This window comes from uncultured Sphingomonas sp., from assembly GCF_913774285.1.
Lineage (GTDB): Bacteria > Pseudomonadota > Alphaproteobacteria > Sphingomonadales > Sphingomonadaceae > Sphingomonas.
Window position 1 is genome coordinate 168570 of record NZ_CAJYHX010000033.1, and the last position, 21384, is coordinate 189953.

27 protein-coding genes and 1 riboswitch are annotated in these 21384 nt (G+C 67.4%); of the genes, 16 read left to right on the forward strand and 11 right to left on the reverse strand.

What is annotated here, in order from left to right; all coding sequences use genetic code 11:
- Positions 1 to 248 precede the first annotated feature (248 nt).
- The 3 genes from gcvH to QZ670_RS19110 form a co-directional block, all read right to left on the reverse strand.
- On the reverse strand, positions 249 to 620 hold the full coding sequence (gene gcvH, locus QZ670_RS19100; protein ID WP_294258568.1) for a glycine cleavage system protein GcvH: 372 nt from the start codon (positions 618 to 620) through the stop codon (positions 249 to 251).
- 1 nt (position 621) lies between these two features.
- Positions 622 to 1782 carry a glycine cleavage system aminomethyltransferase GcvT gene (gcvT, locus tag QZ670_RS19105; protein ID WP_294258571.1) on the reverse strand — a complete coding sequence of 387 codons (1161 nt, stop codon included), beginning with the start codon at positions 1780 to 1782 and terminating at the stop codon, positions 622 to 624.
- Positions 1783 to 1949: 167 nt separating this feature from the next.
- A riboswitch (glycine riboswitch) is annotated at positions 1950 to 2040 on the reverse strand.
- Positions 2041 to 2230: 190 nt separating this feature from the next.
- The gene (locus QZ670_RS19110; RefSeq protein ID WP_294258574.1) at positions 2231 to 2869 is read right to left on the reverse strand and encodes a hypothetical protein; all 639 of its coding nucleotides are present in this window, start codon (positions 2867 to 2869) and stop codon (positions 2231 to 2233) included.
- A 120-nt stretch (positions 2870 to 2989) separates the two neighbouring features.
- Between QZ670_RS19110 and ispH the strand changes: the two genes are divergently transcribed.
- The 5 genes from ispH to QZ670_RS19135 all read left to right on the forward strand — a co-directional run bounded on the left by ispH (position 2990) and on the right by QZ670_RS19135 (position 6134).
- Positions 2990 to 3943 (forward strand): 4-hydroxy-3-methylbut-2-enyl diphosphate reductase, encoded by a 954-nt coding sequence (gene ispH, locus QZ670_RS19115; protein ID WP_294258577.1) that lies wholly within the window; start codon positions 2990 to 2992, stop codon positions 3941 to 3943.
- Entirely contained in the window at positions 3943 to 4899 is a 957-nt protein-coding gene (thrB, locus tag QZ670_RS19120) for a homoserine kinase (protein WP_294258582.1), read from the forward strand. Before ispH ends, thrB begins: the two co-directional genes overlap by 1 nt.
- Positions 4896 to 5342 (forward strand): ribonuclease HI, encoded by a 447-nt coding sequence (gene rnhA / locus QZ670_RS19125; protein ID WP_294258584.1) that lies wholly within the window; start codon positions 4896 to 4898, stop codon positions 5340 to 5342. The genes thrB and rnhA overlap by 4 nt, the downstream gene beginning before the upstream one ends.
- Complete coding sequence (locus QZ670_RS19130; RefSeq protein WP_294258585.1) at positions 5342 to 5602, forward strand: hypothetical protein; 261 nt, start codon at positions 5342 to 5344, stop codon at positions 5600 to 5602. The genes rnhA and QZ670_RS19130 overlap by 1 nt, the downstream gene beginning before the upstream one ends.
- A 64-nt stretch (positions 5603 to 5666) precedes the next feature.
- On the forward strand, positions 5667 to 6134 hold the full coding sequence (locus tag QZ670_RS19135) for a VOC family protein (protein ID WP_294258587.1): 468 nt from the start codon (positions 5667 to 5669) through the stop codon (positions 6132 to 6134).
- A gap of 376 nt (positions 6135 to 6510) precedes the next feature.
- Here QZ670_RS19135 and QZ670_RS19140 read toward each other — a convergent pair whose 3' ends face one another.
- Genes QZ670_RS19140 through QZ670_RS19150 form a run of 3 tightly spaced genes read right to left on the reverse strand, consistent with a single transcriptional unit; the run spans position 6511 to position 8761 of the window.
- Positions 6511 to 7161 carry a CoA transferase subunit B gene (locus QZ670_RS19140; RefSeq protein WP_294258589.1) on the reverse strand — a complete coding sequence of 217 codons (651 nt, stop codon included), beginning with the start codon at positions 7159 to 7161 and terminating at the stop codon, positions 6511 to 6513.
- Complete coding sequence (locus QZ670_RS19145; RefSeq protein WP_294258592.1) at positions 7161 to 8057, reverse strand: HAD family acid phosphatase; 897 nt, start codon at positions 8055 to 8057, stop codon at positions 7161 to 7163. The genes QZ670_RS19140 and QZ670_RS19145 overlap by 1 nt, the downstream gene beginning before the upstream one ends.
- The gene (locus QZ670_RS19150) at positions 8054 to 8761 is read right to left on the reverse strand and encodes a CoA transferase subunit A (RefSeq protein WP_294258596.1); all 708 of its coding nucleotides are present in this window, start codon (positions 8759 to 8761) and stop codon (positions 8054 to 8056) included. The genes QZ670_RS19145 and QZ670_RS19150 overlap by 4 nt, the downstream gene beginning before the upstream one ends.
- Before the next feature lie 241 nt (positions 8762 to 9002).
- Here QZ670_RS19150 and QZ670_RS19155 point away from each other — a divergent pair, with 241 nt between their 5' ends.
- The 3 genes from QZ670_RS19155 (at position 9003) to QZ670_RS19165 (ending at position 11633) form a co-directional block, all read left to right on the forward strand.
- Positions 9003 to 9533 (forward strand): porin family protein, encoded by a 531-nt coding sequence (locus QZ670_RS19155; protein ID WP_294258599.1) that lies wholly within the window; start codon positions 9003 to 9005, stop codon positions 9531 to 9533.
- Between the two features lie 142 nt (positions 9534 to 9675).
- Entirely contained in the window at positions 9676 to 11331 is a 1656-nt protein-coding gene (locus tag QZ670_RS19160; RefSeq protein WP_294258603.1) for a thiamine pyrophosphate-binding protein, read from the forward strand.
- A 44-nt stretch (positions 11332 to 11375) separates the two neighbouring features.
- Positions 11376 to 11633 (forward strand): hypothetical protein, encoded by a 258-nt coding sequence (locus tag QZ670_RS19165; RefSeq protein ID WP_093294175.1) that lies wholly within the window; start codon positions 11376 to 11378, stop codon positions 11631 to 11633.
- Between the two features lie 105 nt (positions 11634 to 11738).
- Here QZ670_RS19165 and QZ670_RS19170 read toward each other — a convergent pair whose 3' ends face one another.
- The 3 genes from QZ670_RS19170 to thiS all read right to left on the reverse strand — a co-directional run bounded on the left by QZ670_RS19170 (position 11739) and on the right by thiS (position 13771).
- Positions 11739 to 11909: a CsbD family protein gene (locus QZ670_RS19170; RefSeq protein WP_294258606.1), complete on the reverse strand. Its 171-nt coding sequence runs from the start codon at positions 11907 to 11909 to the stop codon at positions 11739 to 11741.
- A 90-nt stretch (positions 11910 to 11999) separates the two neighbouring features.
- Positions 12000 to 12767 carry an alpha/beta hydrolase gene (locus QZ670_RS19175; RefSeq protein WP_294258608.1) on the reverse strand — a complete coding sequence of 256 codons (768 nt, stop codon included), beginning with the start codon at positions 12765 to 12767 and terminating at the stop codon, positions 12000 to 12002.
- A complete protein-coding gene (gene thiS / locus QZ670_RS19180; protein WP_121074465.1) occupies positions 12767 to 13771 on the reverse strand; it encodes a sulfur carrier protein ThiS in 1005 nt (334 codons plus the stop codon). Before thiS ends, QZ670_RS19175 begins: the two co-directional genes overlap by 1 nt.
- 80 nt (positions 13772 to 13851) lie before the next feature.
- Between thiS and aroQ the strand changes: the two genes are divergently transcribed.
- The 4 genes from aroQ to arsC are packed head-to-tail and all read left to right on the forward strand — an operon-like array spanning position 13852 to position 16522.
- Entirely contained in the window at positions 13852 to 14286 is a 435-nt protein-coding gene (aroQ, locus tag QZ670_RS19185) for a type II 3-dehydroquinate dehydratase (protein WP_019368432.1), read from the forward strand.
- Positions 14287 to 14329: 43 nt separating this feature from the next.
- Complete coding sequence (gene accB, locus QZ670_RS19190) at positions 14330 to 14815, forward strand: acetyl-CoA carboxylase biotin carboxyl carrier protein (protein ID WP_294258621.1); 486 nt, start codon at positions 14330 to 14332, stop codon at positions 14813 to 14815.
- A gap of 10 nt (positions 14816 to 14825) precedes the next feature.
- Positions 14826 to 16190, forward strand: a complete 1365-nt coding sequence (gene accC, locus QZ670_RS19195; protein ID WP_125975624.1) for an acetyl-CoA carboxylase biotin carboxylase subunit — start codon at positions 14826 to 14828, stop codon at positions 16188 to 16190.
- Positions 16187 to 16522: an arsenate reductase (glutaredoxin) gene (arsC, locus tag QZ670_RS19200; RefSeq protein WP_294258629.1), complete on the forward strand. Its 336-nt coding sequence runs from the start codon at positions 16187 to 16189 to the stop codon at positions 16520 to 16522. The genes accC and arsC overlap by 4 nt, the downstream gene beginning before the upstream one ends.
- Positions 16523 to 16662: 140 nt before the next feature.
- Here arsC and QZ670_RS19205 read toward each other — a convergent pair whose 3' ends face one another.
- A complete protein-coding gene (locus QZ670_RS19205) occupies positions 16663 to 17511 on the reverse strand; it encodes an SDR family oxidoreductase (protein WP_294258631.1) in 849 nt (282 codons plus the stop codon).
- An 89-nt stretch (positions 17512 to 17600) separates the two neighbouring features.
- On the opposite strand from QZ670_RS19205, the gene QZ670_RS19210 reads away from it, so the two are divergent.
- The 3 genes from QZ670_RS19210 (at position 17601) to QZ670_RS19220 (ending at position 19283) form a co-directional block, all read left to right on the forward strand.
- Positions 17601 to 17996 (forward strand): helix-turn-helix domain-containing protein, encoded by a 396-nt coding sequence (locus tag QZ670_RS19210; RefSeq protein ID WP_294258634.1) that lies wholly within the window; start codon positions 17601 to 17603, stop codon positions 17994 to 17996.
- A gap of 238 nt (positions 17997 to 18234) precedes the next feature.
- A complete protein-coding gene (locus QZ670_RS19215) occupies positions 18235 to 18585 on the forward strand; it encodes a CidA/LrgA family protein (protein WP_294258635.1) in 351 nt (116 codons plus the stop codon).
- Positions 18582 to 19283, forward strand: coding sequence for an LrgB family protein (locus QZ670_RS19220; protein ID WP_294258637.1), 702 nt, complete (start codon positions 18582 to 18584; stop codon positions 19281 to 19283). The genes QZ670_RS19215 and QZ670_RS19220 overlap by 4 nt, the downstream gene beginning before the upstream one ends.
- Positions 19284 to 19325: 42 nt before the next feature.
- Here QZ670_RS19220 and QZ670_RS19225 read toward each other — a convergent pair whose 3' ends face one another.
- Positions 19326 to 19700: a PAS domain-containing protein gene (locus QZ670_RS19225; RefSeq protein ID WP_294258639.1), complete on the reverse strand. Its 375-nt coding sequence runs from the start codon at positions 19698 to 19700 to the stop codon at positions 19326 to 19328.
- A 98-nt stretch (positions 19701 to 19798) separates the two neighbouring features.
- Between QZ670_RS19225 and purL the strand changes: the two genes are divergently transcribed.
- The coding region (gene purL, locus QZ670_RS19230; RefSeq protein WP_294258642.1) for a phosphoribosylformylglycinamidine synthase subunit PurL at positions 19799 to 21384 on the forward strand (1586 nt) is incomplete at its 3' end.

Here is a 21384-nt window from a genome sequence, read left to right on the forward strand (position 1 = left end):
CCCTCTTTCCTCCCCTCCCGCTTGCGGGAGGGGTCGGGGGAGGGGCTGAAGTTCTCTGGGTAGGGCTGGCGGCTGCCATCCCCTCCCCTAACCCCTCCCGCAAGCGGGAGGGGAATTTGCCCCTTTTCTTAAGCCCCTCCCCTTCAGGGGAGGGGTTGTGGGTGGGGCAGTCAGCTCAGCGGGGCGGGTCGCTCGTGGAGAGTCCCCCACCCCAACCCCTCCCCTGAAGGGGAGGGGCTAGTACGTGCTTAAAGCTTGCTGACGAACGCCTGGTACTTGGCCTCGTTCATCAGGCCGTCCAGCTCGCTCTCGTCGCTGAGCGTCATCTTGAAGAACCAGCCTTCGCCTTCCGGGTCCTCGTTCACCAGCGCGGGGTTATCGGCGAGGTCGCCATTGCCCTCGACGACGGTGCCCGACACCGGCGCATAGACGTCCGACGCCGCCTTGACGCTCTCGACGACCGCGGCATCGTCGCCCTTGCTCAGTTCCTTGCCCTCGTCGGGCACTTCGACGAACACGATGTCGCCGAGCTGGCTCTGGGCATATTCGGTGATGCCGACCGTCGCGACGTCGCCGTCGACTTCGATCCACTCATGGTCTTCGGTAAAATAGCGGCTCATGTCACGCTCCCTTTCGGACATAGCGGTGGGGTACGAAGGGCATCGCAACGACCTCCGCGGAATGCTGCTTGCCCCGCTGGACAAGCGTAATCTTGGTGCCGGCCGCTGCAAGGGCCGACGGCACATAGGCCATCGCGATCGGCTTCTGCACCGAAGGCGCGAACCCGCCCGAGGTGACCTTGCCGACTTCCGCGCCCGAGGCATCGACCACCGCCGCGCCCTCGCGCACCGGCTGGCGGCCCTCGACGATCAGGCCGACGCGCTTCATGGCGCTGCCCTGCTCGCGCTCGGCGAGGATGCGCTCGGCACCGGCAAAGCCACCCTCTTCGCGGCGGCGCTTCGAGAGCGCAAAGCCGAGATCGGCGGCGACCGGCGTCGTCTCCAGATCGAGATCATGACCGTAGAGCGGCAGCCCGGCTTCCAGACGCAGCGAGTCGCGCGCGCCGAGGCCGATCGGCTTCACTTCCGGCTGCGCGGTGAGCGCATCGGCGAACGCCTCGGCCGCTTCGCCCGGCAGCGAAATCTCGTAGCCGTCCTCGCCGGTATAGCCCGAGCGGCTGACCCAGAGCGGGTTGCCGTTCCACTCGAACGCGGCGGCGGTCATGAACACCAGCTTCTCGACACCCGGCAGCACGCGGGCGAGCGCGGTGACCGCCTCCGGCCCCTGCAGCGCCAGCAGCGCCTGGTCTTCCAGATGGTTGATCGTGACTTCGTCGGGCAGGAACTCGCGGAACACGCCGAGATCGTCCCACTTGGTCGCGCCGTTGACGACCATGTAGATCGTGCCGCCCTCGATCTCGAAGGCGTTGTCGGCGGGCAGACGGGTCATCATCAGGTCGTCATGGATGCCGCCCTCTTCGCTGAGCAGCAGCGAATAGCGCATCCGCCCCTCGCCCAGACCCTTCACGTCGCCCGGCAGCAGCTTTTCGAGGCCCGCATCGAAGTCGACGCCCGAGAACAGCAGCTGGCCCATATGGCTGACGTCGAACAGCCCGGCATGCTCGCGCGTCCAGAGATGCTCGGCCATGATGCCTTCATACTGGACCGGCATCGCATAGCCCGCGAACGGCACCATCCGGCCGCCGCGTGCGCGGTGCCAGGCTTCGAGCGGCAGCGTCTCGATCGGCAGGTCGGTGACGGTGTCTTCGGCGGCTTCGCTCATCGGGGCACTCCGGGCATCAAGGGTTCAACGGCGCGCATGGAGCCGATGCCCCCGCCACACCATCGCCCCCTCTGTCACGGAACCTGAGAGCTTTCGCGCGGGTTTGAGCCCGGCTTACCCCTTCGGTGGAGCCCAGCCTCGAAGGCCGGCTCGCTTTCCAGAGTGTCGTGGCCTGCGCGGTCCTCGGTGCCTGAGAGATTCCGGGGCGGTTGCTCCTTCGGCGATCCGGCGAACCGGATTCTCTCCCGCGCATGCCCATGCCGGTTGCCCGCCATCGACGTCGGCGAGCCTTGGCGGCAGGGCTGGCGCGAGTCAATCGGGATAAAGGGTAAAATCGGACCACGCGTGCTCCCCTCCCGCTTGCGGGAGGGGTAGGGGGAGGGATCGACGTGGAAGTGGCGCCCAGCCGCTCCATCCCCTCCCGCAAGCGGGAGGGGGACTTAGAAGATCACCGCGTCGCGTTGTACTTGAGCTGCTCGTCGGTCAGCTGGAAGCCGACCAGCGCCTCGAACGTCGCCGACAGCACCGAACGGCGGATCGACGGATCGGACAGCGGATCAGTCGCCGCCGATTCGTCGCCCGCCTTGCGCTTGGCGGTCAGGCGGCGGCGGACATCGTCGGGCAGCGTTGCGGCGGCGTGCGAGACGCTGCTGGTTGCCTGGCCCACCGCGCTTGCGCGGATCTGGCCGGCATCGAAGTGCAGCGTGATGTTGGCGACGCGCTTCGCCTCCACCTGGGTACCGCCGCGGACCACGGTGAGGAAATAGGGCAGGACCACGTCGCGCGCCGGGCCGGCGTCGCGACGCCGCGCCAGCACGTCGAACTTGATGCTGGTCACCACCTGGTCGCCGGAGTCATCGCAGCTGGGCTGCAGATTGGTGATCGTCGCCACCACGTCGATCGCGCTTGCCTCGCGGCTGGTCGCCGGATCGAACAGCGTCACGTCGCCGGTGCCGGCCGGGATCGCCACCGTCGGGCAGGCGGTGCGCACCGCGCTGATGCCGCCTTCGGTGATTTCGCCGGTGCGGGCACATCCGCCGGCGGCGAGCAGGATCAGGGCGGGAACGGTGAACTTCGCGACAGACAAGGGTGGCAACCTTTCGAACCGAACAGCCGCCCCCCATCTCACACGGACCGGGGCCGGAACGGCGCGCACCATAGGAACCGCCTTCCGCCCGCGCAAGCAATCGCGTAGAGGCTCCACCCGATGGCAAACACCGAAAAGCGTCCCCTGGAGCTGCTGATCGCAGCGCCCCGCGGCTTCTGCGCCGGCGTCGACCGCGCGATCCGCATCGTCGAACTCGCGATCGAGAAATATGGCGCGCCGGTCTATGTCCGGCACGAGATCGTCCACAACAAGTTCGTCGTCGAGAATCTGCGCGCCAAGGGCGCCGTGTTCGTCGAGACGCTGGACCATGTGCCCGACGGCGTGCCGGTGGTGTTCTCCGCCCACGGCGTGCCCAAGGCGGTGCCGCACAAGGCCGAGCAGCGCGGGCTTTCCTATCTCGACGCCACCTGCCCGCTCGTCTCCAAGGTCCATCGCCAGGCCGAACGCCATGTTGCGGCCGGGCGCCACATCCTATTCGTCGGGCACGAGGGCCACCCCGAGGTAATCGGCACCTTCGGCCAGGTGCCCGAAGGCGCAATGACGCTGGTCGAGACCGAGGCAGATGCCGAATCGGTGACGGTGCCCGATCCCGAGAACCTCGCCTTCCTCACCCAGACCACGCTGTCGGTGGACGATACCGCTGCGGTGCTCGGCATCCTCAAGCGCCGCTTCCCGACGATGCTGGCGCCGGGCGCGGACGACATCTGCTACGCCACCTCCAACCGCCAGGGTGCGGTCAAGGCAATCGCCGAGCAGGCCGAGCTGGTGCTGGTGATCGGTGCGCCCAATTCGTCCAACTCGCTGCGGCTGGTCGAGGTCGCCAAGCGCGGCGGCGCCCGCGCGGTGCTGATCCAGCGCGCCGCCGAGATCGACTTCGCCTGGTTCGACGGCGTGTCGAAGGTCGGCATCAGCGCCGGCGCCTCGGCCCCGGAAGTGCTGGTGCGCGAAGTCGTCGAGCAGCTGGGCACCCGGTTTGCGGTGATCGAACGCGAAGTCGAGACGGTCGAGGAGAACGTCGTGTTCAAGCTGCCGCGCGGACTCGAGGCCGCGTAATGGCCGTCTACACGCAGGTTTCGGCCGAGGCGCTCTCCGCGTTTCTCGAGCGCTTCGACGTCGGTGAACTGGTTTCCGCCAAGGGCATCGCCGAAGGCGTAGAGAACAGCAACTATCTGGTCGACACCACCAAGAGCCGCTTCATCCTGACGCTGTACGAGAAGCGCGTCGACCAGGGCGACCTGCCCTATTTCATGGCGCTGCTCGATCACTGCGCCGATCGCGGGCTGCCGGTGCCCCCGGCGGTGCCCGATCGCGACGGCACGCTGATCCACACGCTGGAGGGCCGCCCGGCCTGCCTGATCCAGTTCCTGTCGGGCGTCTCGGTTTCCCACCCCACCCCGGCGCAGGCCCGCGCGGCGGCCGAGGCGATGGGCAAGATGCACAAGGCCGTGGCCGACTTCCCGCAGGACCGCCCCAACTCGATGGGCGTCGACACCTGGCGCCCGCTGTTCGAGCGCTGCGGCACCAGCCTCAACGACATCGCGCCCGGGCTGTATGACGAACTCGGCGCGGCACTCGACCGCGTCACCGCCGCCTGGCCGCGCGAGGGCTTCGATAGCTGCGCGATCCATGCCGACCTGTTCCCGGACAATGTGCTGATGCTCGGCAACCGGGTGACCGGCCTGATCGACTTCTACTTCGCCTCCACCGATCTGCGGCTCTACGACCTCGCGGTGATGCACACCGCCTGGGCGTTCGATTCCACGGGCGAGCGGTTCGATCCGTACGTCTCCGAGGCGCTGCTTCAGGGCTATGAGACCAGCTACAAGCTGACCGAGGCCGAACGCGCGATCCTGCCGCTGCTGGCGACCGGCGCGTGCATCCGCTTCACCCTGTCGCGTGCCTGGGACTGGCTCAACACCCCCGCCGACGCGCTGGTGACGCGCAAGGACCCGCTCGCCTTCTGGCGACGCGCGCACGTCTATGCCTCGGCACTGGCGGCGATCGCATGACCGCCGAACTCCAGCATGTCGAGATCGCGACCGACGGCGCCTGCAAGGGCAATCCCGGCCCGGGTGGCTGGGGCGCGCTGCTGCGCATGGGCGAGGTCGAGAAGGAAATGTCCGGCGGCGAGGCGCACACCACCAACAACCGCATGGAACTGATGGCGGCCATCCAGGGGCTGAAGGCGCTCAAGCGCCCGTGCCGGGTGACGCTCTCCACCGACAGCCGCTATGTGATGGACGGCCTGACCAAGTGGATCCATGGCTGGATGAAGAACGGCTGGCGCACCGCCGACAAGAAGCCGGTCAAGAACGCCGACCTCTGGCAGGAACTCCTCGCCGCCGCCAAGCCCCACCGGGTCGAATGGAAATGGGTGAAGGGCCATGCCGGCCATCCGGACAACGAGCGGGCCGACAAGCTGGCCAGCGACGCGGCAGTGGCGGCGCGGTGATGCCGCGCTTCGTCGACAGCATGGCATCGCGCGAGGGGCGTTTCGCGCTCGGCACCGACGTGGTGAGCGGACAACCCTATCTGAGCATTCCTGTCAGCAATCGCTTGGCAGACTATGAAGAATATTACCGGCTGACCGATTCAGAGCGGGTCGCGTTTGAGGGCGATATGGTCCTTGCAGCGGCCTTCGCTGCGAAATGCCGTCGCAGAGAGCTGGACGACCGCTTGATTATCCCGCCGGGAGCGGATCGAGGAAACTGATCAATCGGTCGGCGACACTTCAGTCTCCGCCCAACACGTTCCGACAAAAACCGAGGGGGTGCCCATGCTCGCTTACACGGTTCTGCTGATCCTTGCCACGCATCTCCAAGCATTGGCCGCCCCGCCCCAAGCCGCAGCGCCCGCCCCGGCCCAGGCCGAGCATGTCGCGATCCAGGCCAGCGATATCGACCGCAGCGCCGCCTTCTACCACGAGGCGTTCGGGCTGCGGCTCATCCCGACGCCGCTCCAGAATCGCCGCTGGCTCGATCTCGGCCATGGCATGTCGCTGCACATCCTCGACGGCCGCACCGCACCCAAGCCGTCGAACCGCGACGAGCATCTCGCGCTCCATGTCGACGATCTCGCGCCGGTGACGGCGTGGCTCAACGCGCACCATCTCGCCTGGACCAACTTCGCCGGCGAGCCGCGCAAGATGCAGCTGCGCTTCGACGGCGTGCGGCAGATCTATGTGCAGGACCCAGACGGGTATTGGCTGGAGGTCGGGGACAGCCGGGGCAAGCCGGCGGGGTGAGGGGCGCGCTCGCACTCACCACTACATCGGCAGCACTTTGCACCTTGGAAGGTTGCAAAGCAGAAGCTCCGGAAATTTGCAGAAGCTCGCCACCTGAAGCTGCAGAGCATTAGCAGCAATAGGCAAACGAACGGGCTAAGGCAGGCTGTAAAGACAGGCACGTATCAGACGCAACGGACGCTCTGCCCGAACACCGCTACAGCGCATTCTGAAGCGCCGGCGCCGGCTCCCAATCCTTCCCCGCAAGGGGGAGGTGGCGCCGAAGGCGGCGGAGTGGGAGGAAGCACGGGGGCCGATCTGGCATCCTCCCCCTCCGACCCGCTGGCGCGGACCACCGCCCCCTGGCGGGGGAGGATATGCTCAAATGCTCAGCCGCTTACGCTGTCGCGAGCGCGACCTCATACTGTGCCGTGGTCTTCGCCGCGACTTCCTCCGCGGTCACGCCCGGCGCCAGCTCGATCAGCCGGAACGGCGAGGCATGATCCGCACGGGCAAACACCGCCAGATCGGTGATGATCATGTCCACCACATTCTTGCCCGTCAGCGGCAGCGTGCAGTCGGGGATGAACTTGGGGCTGCCGTCCTTGGCAGTATGTTCCATCACCACGATGATTTTCTTCACGCCCGCGACCAAGTCCATCGCGCCGCCCATGCCCTTGATCATCTTGCCCGGGATCATCCAGTTGGCGATGTCGCCCTCCTGGCTCACCTCCATCGCGCCGAGCACGGTCAGGTCGATATGCCCGCCGCGGATCATCGCGAAGCTGTCGGCCGAGCTGAAATAGACCGAGCTGGGCAGCTCGCTGATCGTCTGCTTGCCGGCATTGATCAGATCCGGATCCTCGTCACCCTCCAGCGGGAACGGGCCGATGCCGAGCATGCCGTTTTCGGACTGGAGCGTCACCTCGACGCCCGCCGGGATATGGTTCGCCACCAGGGTCGGGATGCCGATGCCCAGATTGACGTAGAAGCCGTCCTGCAGCTCCTTCGCGGCGCGCGCCGCCATGTCGTCGCGGGTCCAGGCCATCAGTGCTTCTCCTGCGGATCCGTCCAGCGCGTCGCCGGCGGAAAAGTTTGGTCAAAGGTGGAACCGAGCCCGGTTCCGTAGACGGGGTTGGGCAGCACGAACCAGCCATGCCCCCAATAGGGCGCGATCGCCGGGCTCGCCGCCGCCGCGCGCCGCTCGGGCGGGGTCAGGCCGGCGAACAGGTCGGTAAAGTCGCCGAGCTGGTCGCCGCCCATCGCCACCACGCACCAGCGCTGGGCGATGGCATTGCGCCGGCCGTCCTTGCCGGACTTGCCGTCGACATCGCCCTTCAGGAACAGCGTGTCGCCGTGCGTCGCCGGGCCAAGCCCCGCGAAGTTCAGCGCCGCTTCGGTCTCGGCGGCATTGGCGGCGGCGCGATTGGTGTTGAACACCACCGTCACCCCCATCGCCCGCAGCGCCCGCACCGCCTCGACCGCACCGGGCACAGCGGCGACCTTCATCGCGCCGGTCTTCTCCCAGCGGTCCCAGCGTGCCGAGTCCCAGCCGCCCGATCGCTGCGCATCGTCGCCTTCATAGCCGAGATTGAGCAGCAGCGTCTCGTCGACGTCGAACACCACGGCCGGAGGCCTTGTCTCGCAGGTCTGCACCCGCGGCGACGCGAGCGACGCACTCGCCGCCAACACGACCGACTTGCGCGACGCGACGCCCTGCACCGGCTCCAGGCGCGCCCGGACCCAGTCGACCAGGGCATTGTATGCCTGCACGCTCAGCGCCGCCGACTCGCCTGAGCCGTAGAGATACTGCATCCCCGCCGGCGCGCCGCCGGGGGCGGCAACGGCCGCCGGTGCGGGTGGCGCCTGCGTCACGCTCGCATCGACGACGCAGCCCGACAGCGCCAGCCCCGAGGCCGCCAGCAGCAGGGCGGAGCGGATCACGCCGCCTCGCGCGGGCGGACGGTGCGGAACTCGATCTTCTTGTCGTACGGCGCGCCGACGATCATGCGCTTTACATAGATGCCCGGCAGGTGGATCTGGTCGGGGTCGAGGCTGCCCACCGGCACCACTTCTTCCACCTCGGCGATGCACAGGTGGCTGGCGGTCGCCATCGGCTGGTTGAAGTTGCGCGCGGTCTTGCGGAATATGAGATTCCCCGCCTCGTCCGCCTTCCAGCCCTTGATGATCGATAGGTCGGCGCGGATGCCGCGCTCGAGGATATATTCCTCGCCGTCGAACACCTTCACTTCCTTGCCCTCGGCAACCTTCGTGCCGACGCCGGTCTTGGTGTAGAAGCCCGGGATGCCCGCGCCCCCTGCCCGGCAACGCTCCGCGAGCGTGCCTTGCGGGCAGAATTCCACCTCCAGCTCGCCGGAGAGATACTGGCGCTCGAACTCCTTGTTCTCGCCGACATACGACGAGATCATCTTCTTGACCTGGCGGCTACGCAGCAGCTTGCCCAGGCCCTCGTTATCGATGCCGGCGTTGTTCGAGGCGATGGTGAGGTCCTTGACGCCCGCGGCCTGGATCGCGTCGATCAGCCGCTCCGGGATGCCGCACAAGCCGAAACCGCCCGCGCAGATCATCATCCCGTCGAACAGCAGCCCTTCCAGCGCTGCGTTCGCGTTGGGGTAGAGCTTGTCCATCGACGATTCCCTCCGACTGTTCGGCCCGGCGATAATCCGCTCGGGGCGGCGGGGTCAAGCGAACCTGAACCGGCTTTCAACTCGGCTGGACCTTCCCCTACGGCAAGGCTGACTGTTGCACATCCGCCACACATACCAATGTAATCCATCTGTCATATTGCGCCTGCGAACAGAGGGCCTATCTGGAGCGTCTGGATGGCCATCCGGTTATAACAAGTAACAAGTCCAAAGGTATCTAATCATGCGTATTTTCGCAGCGACGGCGCTCGCCCTGATGGCATCCGCAACCCCCGCCCTGGCGCAGGACGCGACCTTCCAGGGTCCGCGCATCGAAGCAGTCGGCGGCTGGGACAACATCAAGTCGGATGGCATCAGCGCGTCGGGTTTCGTCTATGGCGGCGCAGCCGGCTATGACCTGCAGCGCGGCAACCTTGTTGTCGGCGTTGACGGTGAAATCACCGGCACCACCACCAAGAAGACCTTCGACCTCGGCACCATCAAGGGTGGCCGCGACCTCTACGCCGGCATCCGCATCGGCTACGTCGTCGCTCCCGCAACCCTGCTGTACGGCAAGGTCGGCTATGACAACAGCCGCGTGATCGCGCGTTCGGGCCAGCTCCGCGACGCCGAGAACCTCGACGGCGTGCGCGTCGGCGGTGGCATCGAGCACAGCTTCGGCCACTATTACGGCAAGGTTGAGTATCGCTACACCAACGCCTCGCAGGACGTGATCCGTCACCAGGTGCTGGCAGGCGTCGGCTACCGCTTCTGAGCGAAGCAATGGCAGTGAGGCGCGCCCCCGCGCCTCGCTGATCCCGAAAAGCCCCGCATCGGCGACGATGCGGGGCTTTTTCGTGGGTGCCGCCCGCGCTCGCCGCTCGACTTCCCCGCCCCGCCCGGCCTAGCATCGGCGCATGACCACGAAACGTACCGGGGGAAGGATCCTCGTCGACAATCTGGTGGCGCAGGGCTGCGACCGGATCTTCCATGTGCCGGGCGAGAGCTTCCTCGCCGTGCTCGACGCGCTCCATGACGAACCGAGCATCGACCTCGTCACCTGCCGCCAGGAGGGTGGCGCGGCGTTCATGGCCTGTGCCGACGGCACGATGACCGGCCGGCCGGGGGTGTGCTTCGTGACGCGCGGGCCGGGGGCGACCAACGCCAGCATCGGCGTCCATGTCGCGATGCAGGATTCGCAGCCGATGCTGCTGTTCATCGGCGATGTCGATCGCGGCATGCGCGACCGCGAGGGCTTCCAGGAAGTCGACCTGCCCGCGATGTTCGCGCCGCTCGCCAAATGGGCGACGCGGATCGAGGACGCGCGGCGCATCCCCGAATATGTCGCCCGCGCCTGGAATGTGGCGACCTCGGGCCGCCCGGGCCCGGTGGTGATCGCGCTGCCTGAGGACATGCTGCTCGACATGGTGGAGGCAGTTGACCGCCCCGCCATCGCCGAGCCGATCCAGGCGGCCGACGCCTTCGATCTCGACCAGCTCTACGACCTGCTCCGCGCCGCCGAGCGCCCGATCGCAATCGTCGGCGGGGGCGGCTGGGATTCGGATACCGCAGAGGACTTCGCCCGCTTTGCCGAGTCGATCGACCTGCCGGTCGCCTGCGCCTTCCGGCGGCAGGACGCGATCGACAATGCCTCGCCGGTCTGGGCGGGCAATCTCGGCTATGGGCCGAACCCCAAGCTGGTCCAGCGGATCAAGGCGGCGGACCTGCTGCTGGTGGTCGGCGCCCGCCTCGGCGAGGCGACGACCGATGGCTACAGCCTGATCACCCCCGAGCATCCGGGGCAGACGCTCGTCCATGTCCACCCGGACCCGAGCGAATTCCACCGCGTCTACCGCGTCGACCTGCCGATCTGCGCGCGGCCGTTCGAATTCGCGGTGGCCGCCTCGACGACGGCGGAGGCGGCCAACCTGCCCCGCTTCGACGGCGCCGTCGCCCATGCCGAGTGGCTGGAATGGTCGACCCCGAAGCCGCGTGCCGGCGTGGCGCTCGATCTCGGCCCCTGCGTCGCGGCGATGCGTGAGGTGCTGCCGGCTGACACGATCATCTGCAACGGCGCGGGCAATTTCTCGGGCTGGTGGCACCGCTACTGGCCCTATGCCGCGCAGCCGAGCCAGCTCGCCCCGACCGCGGGCGCGATGGGATACGGCGTCCCCGCGGCAGTGGCGGCGGCGCTGCGCTTCCCCGACCGCCGAGTCGTGGCGGTCGCGGGTGACGGCGACTTCCTCATGAACGGGCAGGAACTCGCCACCGCCGTGCAGCACGGCGCCGACCTGCTGGTGATCGTCGTCGACAACGGCGCCTATGGCACGATCCGCATGCACCAGGAGCGAGAGTTTCCGGAGCGACTCTCCGGCACACAGCTGCGCAACCCCGATTTCGCCGCGCTCGCCCGTGCATTCGGCGGCTGGGCGACCACCGTGGAAACCACGGAGGCGTTCGCGCCCGCCCTCGCGCTCGCGCTCGCGCAGCCGGGGCTCAAGCTGTTGCATTGCAAGACCGATGTCGAAGTGATCAGTCCGGCGACGACGATTGCGAAGCTACGAAATCGCTGAACGGATAGGAACCCGTTAACCGACCCGATTCTAGGATCGGGCGCATGGGACAGCAGACGAAAGAGCGGTGGAAGACGGCGCATCTCGGCAAGCGCGGGGATCGCGTGCGGCTTGGCGGGCGGCAGATCTGGCAGTGCGAGTGGCGGTGGATCAACAAGAACACCGTCCGCCTGCCGCACCCGCTGCATACCGACCAGCTATTCTCGTTCATGATCTGCGAGGTGGGGCCCGCCTCCGCACCGGTGCGCTTCGCCGCGGCGCAGGTCGAGCCGGAGATGTGGGCGTTCTACGTGCCGGATTGATGCATGCTTCTTAGCCCCTCCCTGAAGGGGAGGGGCTCAAGGTATAACGAAAACGGGCCGCACCTTTCGGTACGACCCGTCCAAATGTCCGGTCTAATCCGCGACTCAGATATCGTCGCCGAGCGCACCCTTGACCTTGCCACCGAGCTGCTGGGCCTTGCCCTTCAGCTCCTGCGCAGCGCCTTCGTCGCGCGTTTCGGGGTTGTCGCTGTGCTGCTTCACCTTGCCGGCCAGCTCGTTGAGATTGCCTTTGATCTTGTCGGTCAGCTCGCCCATGCTCGATACTCCTGGCTAAGGTCGGGTGCCACACGACACGGCACCTGCGACTTGCCTGAAATAACGAAGGTTGGCCCGGACCGTTCCCGATCAGCTGCGCGTGACTTCGCCCAGAAACGCCTTGGTCGCGCGCCATGCTTCCAGCGCGCCGTTCGGGTTCTTGGTCCGCAGCAGCGTCGACGATCCGTGCACGCCGCCCAGCCTGGACACGAACTGGGTCTTCTGGGTCGAGGGCGACGCGGCGAGGATCTCCCGCGCGGCATCCTCTTCCTTCCCGTCCTGCGCCGAAGTGACGAAGATCGGGACCGACACCTTCTTGGCGGCACGCGCCACCGCGCCCTTGTCGTCCAGATACTCGCCCGGCGAGAAGGCGAGCAGCGCCTCGACCTGCCCCGGATGCTCGGCGGCGAGCGGAAAGATCAGCGCGGCCGAATAGCTGCTGCCCCAAAGGATGATCGGCAACTTCTGCTGCCGCGCCCAGGCGAAGGCGGCATCCAGATCCTGCTTCGCATCGGCGTAACTCGCCGAATGGCCGAGCATCTTCACCGTCTCGTTGGTCCCGAACAGCGTGCCGCCGGCGCGCTGGTCGATTCGCAGCGACGAATAGCCCGCCTGCGCCAGCTGGGGCGCAAGCAGCGCATATTCGTCCTTGCCCGATTCGGCCTGGTGGAACAGCAGCAGCAGCGCCTTGGGCTTGGTCGCCTTGGTATAGACGCCCGCGATCTTCACCCCGTCGGCAGCGCGCAGCGTCACCGGCTCGGCCGAGATCGGCCCCTGATTCTCCACCGGATCATTCTGCGGCCGCGGATGGCACCCGGCGACCCCGACCAGTGCCAGCGCAGCCAGCGCCGCCCGCATCAGATCAAACCCGCCAGCGGGCTCGACGGATCGGCATAGCGGCGCTTCGCCATGCGGCCGGCGCGATAGGAGAGGCGCCCGGCCTCGACCGCGGCCTTCATCGCCGCCGCCATCAGGATCGGATCCTTGGCCTCGGCGATCGCGGTGTTCATCAGCACGCCGTCGCAGCCCAGCTCCATTGCCACCGCCGCGTCCGAGGCCGAGCCGACGCCCGCATCGACCAGCACCGGCACCTTGGCGCCTTCGACGATCAGCCGGATCGTCACCTGGTTCTGGATGCCGAGCCCCGATCCGATCGGCGCACCCAGCGGCATGATCGCGACCGCGCCGGCATCCTCCAGCCGCTTGGCGGCGATGGGATCGTCGACGCAATAGACCATCGGCAGAAAGCCTTCCTTGGCCAGCACTTCGGTCGCGCGCAGCGTCTCGACCATGTCCGGATAGAGCGTCCGCGCTTCCCCAAGCACTTCCAGCTTCACCAACTCCCAGCCGCCCGCCTCGCGCGCCAGCCGCAGCGTGCGGATCGCCGAGTCGGCATCGAAGCAGCCTGCGGTGTTGGGCAGATAGGTGATCTTCTTGGGGTCGATATAGTCGGTGAGCATCGGCGCCTTGGGGTCGCTGACGTTCACCCGGCGCACCGCCACGGTGACGATCTCGGCGCCCGACGCCGCGACGGCGGCGGCGTTCTGCTCGAAATCCTTGTACTTGCCGGTGCCGACGATCAGCCGCGAGCGGAAGGTCTTGCCCGCCACCGTCCAGCTGTCGTCGGCAAGCGGGGCTGCGTGATCGCCGCCGCCGACGAAATGCACGATCTCCAGCTCATCACCATCCTCGACGATCACTTGCGCCAGCGTCGAGCGCGGTACCACTTCGAGGTTGCGTTCCACCGCCACCTTCTCGGGCACCAGCCCCAGCTCGCTCGCCAGTTGCGCGAGCGTGAGCCCGGCGGTGATGCGCTTGTGTTCGCCGTTGACGCGGATGGAAACGGTGCCGTCGCTGTGCATGAAGAGCCTTGGATTTGATCGGGGACGTCGGCTCATATAAGGAGCCTCGCATCCTGCCCGCAACCGAAAGGCGCTTTGCATTGGCCGATACGATCTTCGTCTTGAATGGTCCCAACCTCAATCTGCTGGGGCTCCGCGAGCCGGAAATCTATGGGTCGGACACGCTGGACGACATTGCCGGCATGCTGGAGGACCGTGCCCGCGAACTCGGGCTGGAGATCGAGATGCGCCAGTCGAACCACGAAGGCCATCTGATCGACTGGCTGCACGAGGCGCAGGCCGATGGCGCCCGCGCCGTCCTTCTCAATCCGGGTGGCTACACCCACACCTCGGTCGCGCTGCACGATGCGATCAAGAGCATCCGCACGCCGGTGATCGAGGTGCACTTGTCGAACCCGCATGCCCGCGAATCCTTCCGCCACACGAGCTTCGTCGGCCGTGCTGCGAAAGGCACAGTGGCCGGGTTTGGTGCAAACTCCTATATGCTCGCGCTTGAAGCCGCCGCGCGTCTCTGACAGAGGACGCCGTTTCATTTACAGAATTTAAAAGAAGGGTCGTATGGCCGAAGAAACCAAGTCGGGTGCAATGATGGTCGACATCGAGCTGGTCCGCCAGCTCGCCGCCGTGCTCGATGACACCCAGCTGACCGAGATCGAAGTCGAGGACGGCGAACGCCGCGTCCGCGTCGCCCGCAAGGTGACCGCAGCGCCCGCAGCGGTGCAGTATGCCGCCCCCGCCGCGCCGATGCTAGCCGCCGCGCCGGCCGCTGCAACCGCGCCGGCCGAGATCGTCGCCGCACCCCAGCCGGCCGCCAATGCAGTCAAGTCGCCGATGGTCGGCACCGCGTACCTCAAGCCGAACCCCGAGGCGAAGACCTTCGTCACGGTCGGCCAGCAGGTCGCCGCGGGCGACACGCTCCTGATCATCGAGGCGATGAAGGTGATGAACCCGATCCACGCGCCGACCGCCGGCACGGTCAAGGCGATCCTGGTCGACAACGGCCAGCCGGTCGAGTTCGACCAGCCGCTCGTCGTGGTCGAGTAACGGAACGACCATGCCCGAGATCAAGAAGCTGCTGATCGCCAATCGCGGCGAGATCGCGCTGCGCATCCACCGCGCCTGCCACGAAATGGGCATCAAGACGGTGGCGGTGCACTCCACCGCGGATGCCGATGCGATGCATGTGCGCCTGGCGGACGAGGCGATCTGCATCGGCCCGCCGGCCGCAGCGGAGAGCTATCTGAACATCCCGAACATCATCTCGGCCGCCGAGATCTCGGGCGCGGATGCGATCCACCCGGGCTATGGCTTCCTCTCGGAGAACGCCCAGTTCGCCGAGATCGTCGAGGCGCACGGGCTGATCTTCGTCGGGCCCAAGCCCGAGCATATCCGCACCATGGGCGACAAGATCGAGGCGAAGCGCACCGCCGGCGCGCTCGGCCTGCCGCTGGTGCCGGGCTCGGACGGCCCGATCAGCGACCTGGAAGAAGCCAAGGCGATCGCCGCCAAGGCCGGCTATCCGGTGATCATCAAGGCCGCCTCGGGCGGCGGCGGTCGCGGCATGAAGGTGTGCACCAGCGAGGACCAGCTCGAAACGCTGATGCAGCAGGCAGGCTCGGAGGCGAAGGCCGCGTTCGGCGACGCGACCGTCTACCTTGAGAAGTATCTCGGCAATCCGCGCCACATCGAGTTCCAAGTGTTCGGCGACGGCAACGGCAACGCGATCCATCTCGGCGAGCGCGACTGCTCGCTCCAGCGCCGCCACCAGAAGGTACTCGAAGAGGCGCTGTCGCCGGTGATCACGCCGGAAGAGCGCGCGCACATGGGCGGCATCGTCGCCAAGGCGATGTCCGACATGGGCTATCGCGGCGCGGGCACGATCGAGTTCCTGTGGGAAAATGGCGAGTTCTACTTCATCGAGATGAACACCCGCCTTCAGGTCGAGCATCCGGTGACCGAGATGATCACCGGCATGGACCTGGTCCGCGAGCAGATCCGCGTCGCCGAAGGCCACGGCCTGTCGGTGCGCCAGGAGGACATCGAGTTCCGCGGCCACGCGATCGAATGCCGCATCAACGCCGAGGATCCGCGGACCTTCGCGCCCTCGCCGGGCACGATCACCCACTTCCACGCGCCGGGCGGCATGCACGTCCGCGTCGATAGCGGCATCTATTCGGGCTACCGGATCCCGCCTTATTACGACTCGATGATTGCCAAGCTGATCGTCTATGGCCGCACCCGCGAGGGCTGCATCCTGCGACTGAAGCGCGCCCTGGAAGAGTTCGTGGTCGACGGCATCAAGACGACGATCCCGCTCCACCAGGCGCTGCTCGACGACCCCGAGTTCCTGAAGGGCGACTATACGATCAAGTGGCTCGAGGAGTGGCTTGCTCGCCAGGACGAGGCCGCCGCCGCGTGAAGGCGACCATCTACCACAACCCGCGCTGCTCCAAGTCGCGCGAGGCGCTGGCGATCCTCACGGGCGCCGGCGCCGAGGTGGAAGTGATCGAATATCTGAAGACCCCGCCGAGCCGCGAGACGCTGGCGGAGCTCTACAAGCGGGCGGGCATGACCGCCCGCGAAGGCCTGCGCATCGCCGAGGACGCCGCCAAGCCGCTCAAGGGCGCGGACGACGACACGATCCTCGACGCGATGGCGGCCAATCCCATCCTGATCGAACGCCCGCTGGTGGTGACGGAGCGCGGCGTGCGGCTGGGTCGCCCGCCGGAAAAGGTGCGGGAGATCCTGTAACGGGCAATCCTCCCCCGCCAGGGGGAGGTGGCGCGCGAAGCACGACGGAGGGGGAGGTCCGCGACCAACCGGCCGCCGTGCTTCCTCCCCCTCCGTCAGGCTGCGCCTGACACCTCCCCCTGGCGGGGTAGGATCAGGACTTACCCCTTCACCCCCGCCGCGATCGTCTCGCGCCACGGGGTGGTCGGCCGGCCGATCAGCCCGGACAGCGTCTTCGACTCGTCGAACAATGCCCCATCGGCCACCCGCGCATCGCTGTCCGCCAGGATCGCCGCGAACGGCGCCGGCAACCCCGCGCCTTCCAGCGCCTTGGCGTACTCCGCCTGCGGCAGGTCCTGATAGGCGACCGGTTTGCCCGAGGCCTCGGCCAGCGCCACCGCCAATTCCGCATGGGTGAAGCCCGTGTCGCCGGCCAGCTCGAACGTCCCCGCCTGCCCCCGCGCCAGCACCACCGCCGCCGCCTCGGCATAGTCCGCCCGCGCCGCGCCCGAAACCAGCCCGTCGCCCGCGCTGCCGATCAGCACGCCATGCTCGATGGCGGGACCGGCGCTCATCAGGTAATTCTCGGTGTACCAGCCGTTGCGGAGCAGCGCGGCGGGGATGCCGCTCGCCGTGAGCAGATCCTCGGTCGCCTTGTGCTCGACCGCCATCTGCATCGGCGAGGTCTGGGCGCGGAGCAGGCTGGTATAGGCGATCAGCTGCACGCCCGCCGCCTTGGCCGCGTCGATCACTGCCCGGTGCTGGGGCACGCGGCTGCCGATGGCATTGCCTGAGATGAGCAGCAGCCGGGTCACCCCCACAAGCCCCGGTGCCAGCGTCTCCGGCGCATCATAGTCGAACGCACGCACGGTCACGCCCTTGGCGGCGAAGTCGGCGACGCTTTCGGGATTGCGCGCCAATGCGACGATCTCGCCGGGCGCCACCTTCTGCAGCAGCGATTCGACGACGAGGCGGCCCAGCTGGCCCGAAGCTCCGGTAACGGCGTACATTGGCAGTTCCTTTCGATCGTGGATTGACGCCAACGATCTAGCGCCCCACTTACGAATCGTAAGTACGCACACAAAGGTAAGTATCAAAAATGTCGGACGAGGCGCCCCGCACCCTGGCCGCGATGATGGACCGCGGCAACGTGTTCGCGCCCGATTGCCCCTCCCGCGCGGTGTTGAAGCGGATCACCAGCAGCTGGGGCCTGCTCGTGCTGGTCGCGCTGCAAGGCGGGACCCGCCGCTTCAGCGAACTGCGTCGCCGGGTGAACGGAGTGAGCGAACGCATGCTCGCCCAGACGCTCCAGCAGCTGGAGGCGCACCAGCTCGTCACCCGCTACAGCTTGCCGGTGGTGCCGCCGCATGTGGAATACACCCTCACCCCGCTGGGCGAACAAGCTGCGGCGAAGGTCGAGGATCTGGTCGAGTGGATCCAGGCGAACATCGCCGCGCTGATGCCGGCGGAGGTGCAGGCAGAGGCGGCCGAGTAGCAGGTCGCTCCTCCTCCCGCGCCGTCATCCCCGCGAAGGCGGGGATCCATTGACGCTGGTGGCGCGGCTCTATCGCCAACGTCCTGGCAAATGGATTCCCGCCTTCGCGGGAATGACGAACAGGGTATGGTGGCCGCGGGCTGCGCCTCCAAAGGGTTCCCCGCTTACGCCGTCCGCAACCAGCCCTTCCTTCCCGCGCAGTATACCTCCCCGCCCGCCCATGGCATGGCATTCAGCCATGATCGCCGCCATCGCTACCCTGCTCCTCTGCCAGTTGCTCGGCGAGGAGATCCACCTCCTCACCGGCCTGCCGCTGCCCGGCCCCGTGCTGGGCATGTTCCTGCTACTCGGCTGGCTGCTGCTCCGCCCGGGCGAGCGCCCCACGCTGGTCCAGGTCTCCGCCTGGCTGACCGCGCATCTCTCGGTGATGTTCGTCCCCGCCGCCGTGGGGCTGATCGAGGAAGGCCCGGTGCTGGCGCAGAACGGCGTCGCGATCGTTGTCGCCACACTCGCCTCGACGCTGCTCACCGTCGCGGTGACCGCACTCGTCTTCCGCTGGGCGCTCGCCCGGCAGGCGCGCGGCGCATGACCGCGCTCTGGACGACGCTCCAGACGACGCCCCTGTTCTGGCTCACCGCCACCCTGCTGGTGTTCGAGGGCGCCGACCGCCTGTCGAAGCGCAGCAACCGCCATCCGCTCTGCCACCCCGTGCTGCTGGCGACGCCGGTGCTGATCATCCTCCTGCTGGCTACGCGCACGCCCTACCCGGTCTATGCGCAGAACACAGCCGTGCTCCCCTTCCTCCTCGGCCCCGCGACCGTCGGCCTCGCCATACCGCTGTGGCGCAACCGCACGCTGGTCCGCAGCGCCGCCGGACCGCTGCTGCTGGCGCTGACCGCAGGTTCGCTGACTGCGATCCTCAGCGTCACCGCGATCGTATGGGCATTCGGCGGCAGCGCCCATATCCTCGCCACCGTCGCGCCCCGCTCGGTAACGACGCCGGTGGCGATGGCACTCGCGCAGCAACTGGGCGGCATCCCGGCGCTCGCGGCGATCGTGGTGCTGATCGCAGGCGTGTTCGGCGCGATGATCGCCACGCCGGTGCTCAACGCACTGCGGATAGAGGATTACCGTGTCCGCGGCTTCGCCACTGGGGTCGCCGCGCACGGCATCGGCATGGCCCGCGCCTTCCAGGTGAGCGAGATCGGCGGCACCTTCGCCGGCATCGGCATGGCGCTCAACGCCGCGATGACCGCGCTGCTCCTGACAATATGGGCGGTGCTGTAATACGATCCTCCCCCGCGAGGGGGAGGATCAGACAGCACACGCCTATTCGTCCGTCACGTCCTGCTTGGTGCCGTAGAGACGCACCGGCCGGCCGTTCTCGCACTCCACATCGGCGGTGAGCCGCATCTTGCGCAGCTCGCCGTCGCGGCGGCGGATCGCTACGTCGATGGTGAAGCTGCTTCCCTCCGCTATCGCCCGCTCGCGCACCTCGCGCAGCAGCGCCTGCGACTCCGGTGTGTACATGCCGACCACATCGTCACGGCTCAGCGGCTCGCTGCGGGGTACGCCGAACAGGTCGTACACGCCCGGCGCCCAGCGCAGCGCATCGGTTGCCAGATCGCACTCCCAGGCGGCCGGCAGCGGGATCAGCGGATCGCCGGCGCGCAGTCCCTTGCCGAGGAGAGGCTGGATAAGCATGCCAAACGTTAACATGGGCGAGGTTAACGCAGCCTTCTCCACCCCCTCCGTAACTCCCGGGGTGACGCGCGCGCACGACCCCGCTAAGGGGTCCGGCCATGACCCAGATCACGCCCGAGATCGTGGCCGAGCACGGCCTTTCGCCCGAAGAATATGACCGCGTCCTCAAGGCGCTCGGTCGCGAGCCCAACCTCACCGAGCTTGGCATCTTCTCGGTGATGTGGTCCGAGCATTGCAGCTACAAGTCGAGCCGCATCCACCTGAAGAAGCTGCCGACCACCGGCCCGCAGGTGATCTGCGGCCCCGGCGAGAATGCCGGCGTGGTCGATATCGGCGACGGCCAGGCGGCGATCTTCAAGATGGAGAGCCACAACCACCCGAGCTACATCGAGCCCTATCAGGGCGCCGCGACCGGCGTGGGCGGCATCCTGCGCGACGTGTTCACCATGGGCGCGCGGCCGATCGCCAACATGAACGCGCTGCGCTTCGGCCGGCCCGATCATCCCAAGATGAAGCATCTGATCGCCGGCGTGGTCCATGGCATCGGCGGCTATGGCAATTGCGTCGGCGTGCCGACGGTGGGCGGCGAGGTGAACTTCCACCCGGCCTATGACGGCAACATCCTGGTCAACGCGATGACCGTCGGCGTCGCCGATCAGGACAAGATCTTCTATTCGGCCGCCAGCGGCGTCGGCAATCCGATCGTCTATGTCGGCTCGAAGACCGGCCGCGACGGCATCCACGGCGCGACGATGGCGAGCGCCGACTTCGGCGAAGACGCCGACGCCAAACGCCCGACCGTCCAGGTCGGCGACCCCTTCACCGAAAAGCTGCTGATCGAGGCGTGCCTCGAACTCATGGCCTCGGACGCGATCGTCGCGATTCAGGACATGGGTGCGGCGGGCCTGACCTCGTCGTCGGTCGAGATGGCGTCCAAGGGCGGCGTCGGCATCGAGCTGATCATGGACGACGTGCCCCAGCGCGAAGAGGGCATGACGGCCTATGAAATGATGCTGTCGGAAAGCCAGGAGCGGATGCTCATGGTGCTGAAGCCCGGCCGCGAGGATTTCGCCGAAGCCATCTTCCGCAAGTGGGAGCTGGACTTCGCCGTCATCGGCCATGTTACCGAGACCGGCCGCATGGTCCTTCGCCACAAGGGCGAAGTGGTGTGCGATATTCCGCTGGCAGCGCTGGCCGACGATGCGCCGCTTTACGACCGTCCGCATGTGCCGACCGAGGTTCCGGCCGCGATCACCTCGCCCGGTTGCCAGGACCCGGCTGCGGACCTGCTCAAGCTGATGGGCTCGCCCGACATCGCTTCGCGTCGGTGGATCTGGGAGCAGTATGACCATATGGTCGGTGGCGACACGGTGCAGCGCCCCGGTGGCGACGCCGCCGTGGTCCGCGTCCATGGCACGCAGAAGGGGCTCGCGATGAGCACCGACTGCACGCCGCGTTATTGCTATGCCGACCCCGTGACCGGCGGCATGCAGGCGGTGGTCGAAACATGGCGCAACATCACGGCTGTCGGCGCCAAGCCGCTCGCCATCACCAACTGCCTCAACTTCGCCAACCCGCAGCGGCCCGAGATCATGGGCCAGATCGTCGGCTGCTTGGAGGGCATGAGCCAGGCGTGCCGCGCGCTCGACTATCCGATCGTGTCGGGCAACGTCTCGCTCTACAA

Coding starts and splice junctions, on each gene's coding strand:
- QZ670_RS19225 (WP_294258639.1), bottom strand. CDS start 19,700: ATGCTTATCCAGCCTCTCCTCGGCAAGGGACTGCGCGCCGGCGATCCG.
- accC (WP_125975624.1), top strand. CDS start 14,826: ATGCCCGAGATCAAGAAGCTGCTGATCGCCAATCGCGGCGAGATCGCG.
- accB (WP_294258621.1), top strand. CDS start 14,330: ATGGCCGAAGAAACCAAGTCGGGTGCAATGATGGTCGACATCGAGCTG.
- QZ670_RS19155 (WP_294258599.1), top strand. CDS start 9,003: ATGCGTATTTTCGCAGCGACGGCGCTCGCCCTGATGGCATCCGCAACC.
- QZ670_RS19140 (WP_294258589.1), bottom strand. CDS start 7,161: ATGGCCTGGACCCGCGACGACATGGCGGCGCGCGCCGCGAAGGAGCTG.
- QZ670_RS19150 (WP_294258596.1), bottom strand. CDS start 8,761: ATGGACAAGCTCTACCCCAACGCGAACGCAGCGCTGGAAGGGCTGCTG.
- QZ670_RS19160 (WP_294258603.1), top strand. CDS start 9,676: ATGACCACGAAACGTACCGGGGGAAGGATCCTCGTCGACAATCTGGTG.
- gcvH (WP_294258568.1), bottom strand. CDS start 620: ATGAGCCGCTATTTTACCGAAGACCATGAGTGGATCGAAGTCGACGGC.
- thiS (WP_121074465.1), bottom strand. CDS start 13,771: ATGCACAGCGACGGCACCGTTTCCATCCGCGTCAACGGCGAACACAAG.
- ispH (WP_294258577.1), top strand. CDS start 2,990: ATGGCAAACACCGAAAAGCGTCCCCTGGAGCTGCTGATCGCAGCGCCC.
- thrB (WP_294258582.1), top strand. CDS start 3,943: ATGGCCGTCTACACGCAGGTTTCGGCCGAGGCGCTCTCCGCGTTTCTC.
- rnhA (WP_294258584.1), top strand. CDS start 4,896: ATGACCGCCGAACTCCAGCATGTCGAGATCGCGACCGACGGCGCCTGC.
- QZ670_RS19165 (WP_093294175.1), top strand. CDS start 11,376: ATGGGACAGCAGACGAAAGAGCGGTGGAAGACGGCGCATCTCGGCAAG.
- QZ670_RS19175 (WP_294258608.1), bottom strand. CDS start 12,767: ATGCGGGCGGCGCTGGCTGCGCTGGCACTGGTCGGGGTCGCCGGGTGC.
- QZ670_RS19205 (WP_294258631.1), bottom strand. CDS start 17,511: ATGTACGCCGTTACCGGAGCTTCGGGCCAGCTGGGCCGCCTCGTCGTC.
- QZ670_RS19210 (WP_294258634.1), top strand. CDS start 17,601: ATGTCGGACGAGGCGCCCCGCACCCTGGCCGCGATGATGGACCGCGGC.
- QZ670_RS19135 (WP_294258587.1), top strand. CDS start 5,667: ATGCTCGCTTACACGGTTCTGCTGATCCTTGCCACGCATCTCCAAGCA.
- QZ670_RS19220 (WP_294258637.1), top strand. CDS start 18,582: ATGACCGCGCTCTGGACGACGCTCCAGACGACGCCCCTGTTCTGGCTC.
- QZ670_RS19170 (WP_294258606.1), bottom strand. CDS start 11,909: ATGGGCGAGCTGACCGACAAGATCAAAGGCAATCTCAACGAGCTGGCC.
- QZ670_RS19215 (WP_294258635.1), top strand. CDS start 18,235: ATGATCGCCGCCATCGCTACCCTGCTCCTCTGCCAGTTGCTCGGCGAG.
- gcvT (WP_294258571.1), bottom strand. CDS start 1,782: ATGAGCGAAGCCGCCGAAGACACCGTCACCGACCTGCCGATCGAGACG.
- QZ670_RS19130 (WP_294258585.1), top strand. CDS start 5,342: ATGCCGCGCTTCGTCGACAGCATGGCATCGCGCGAGGGGCGTTTCGCG.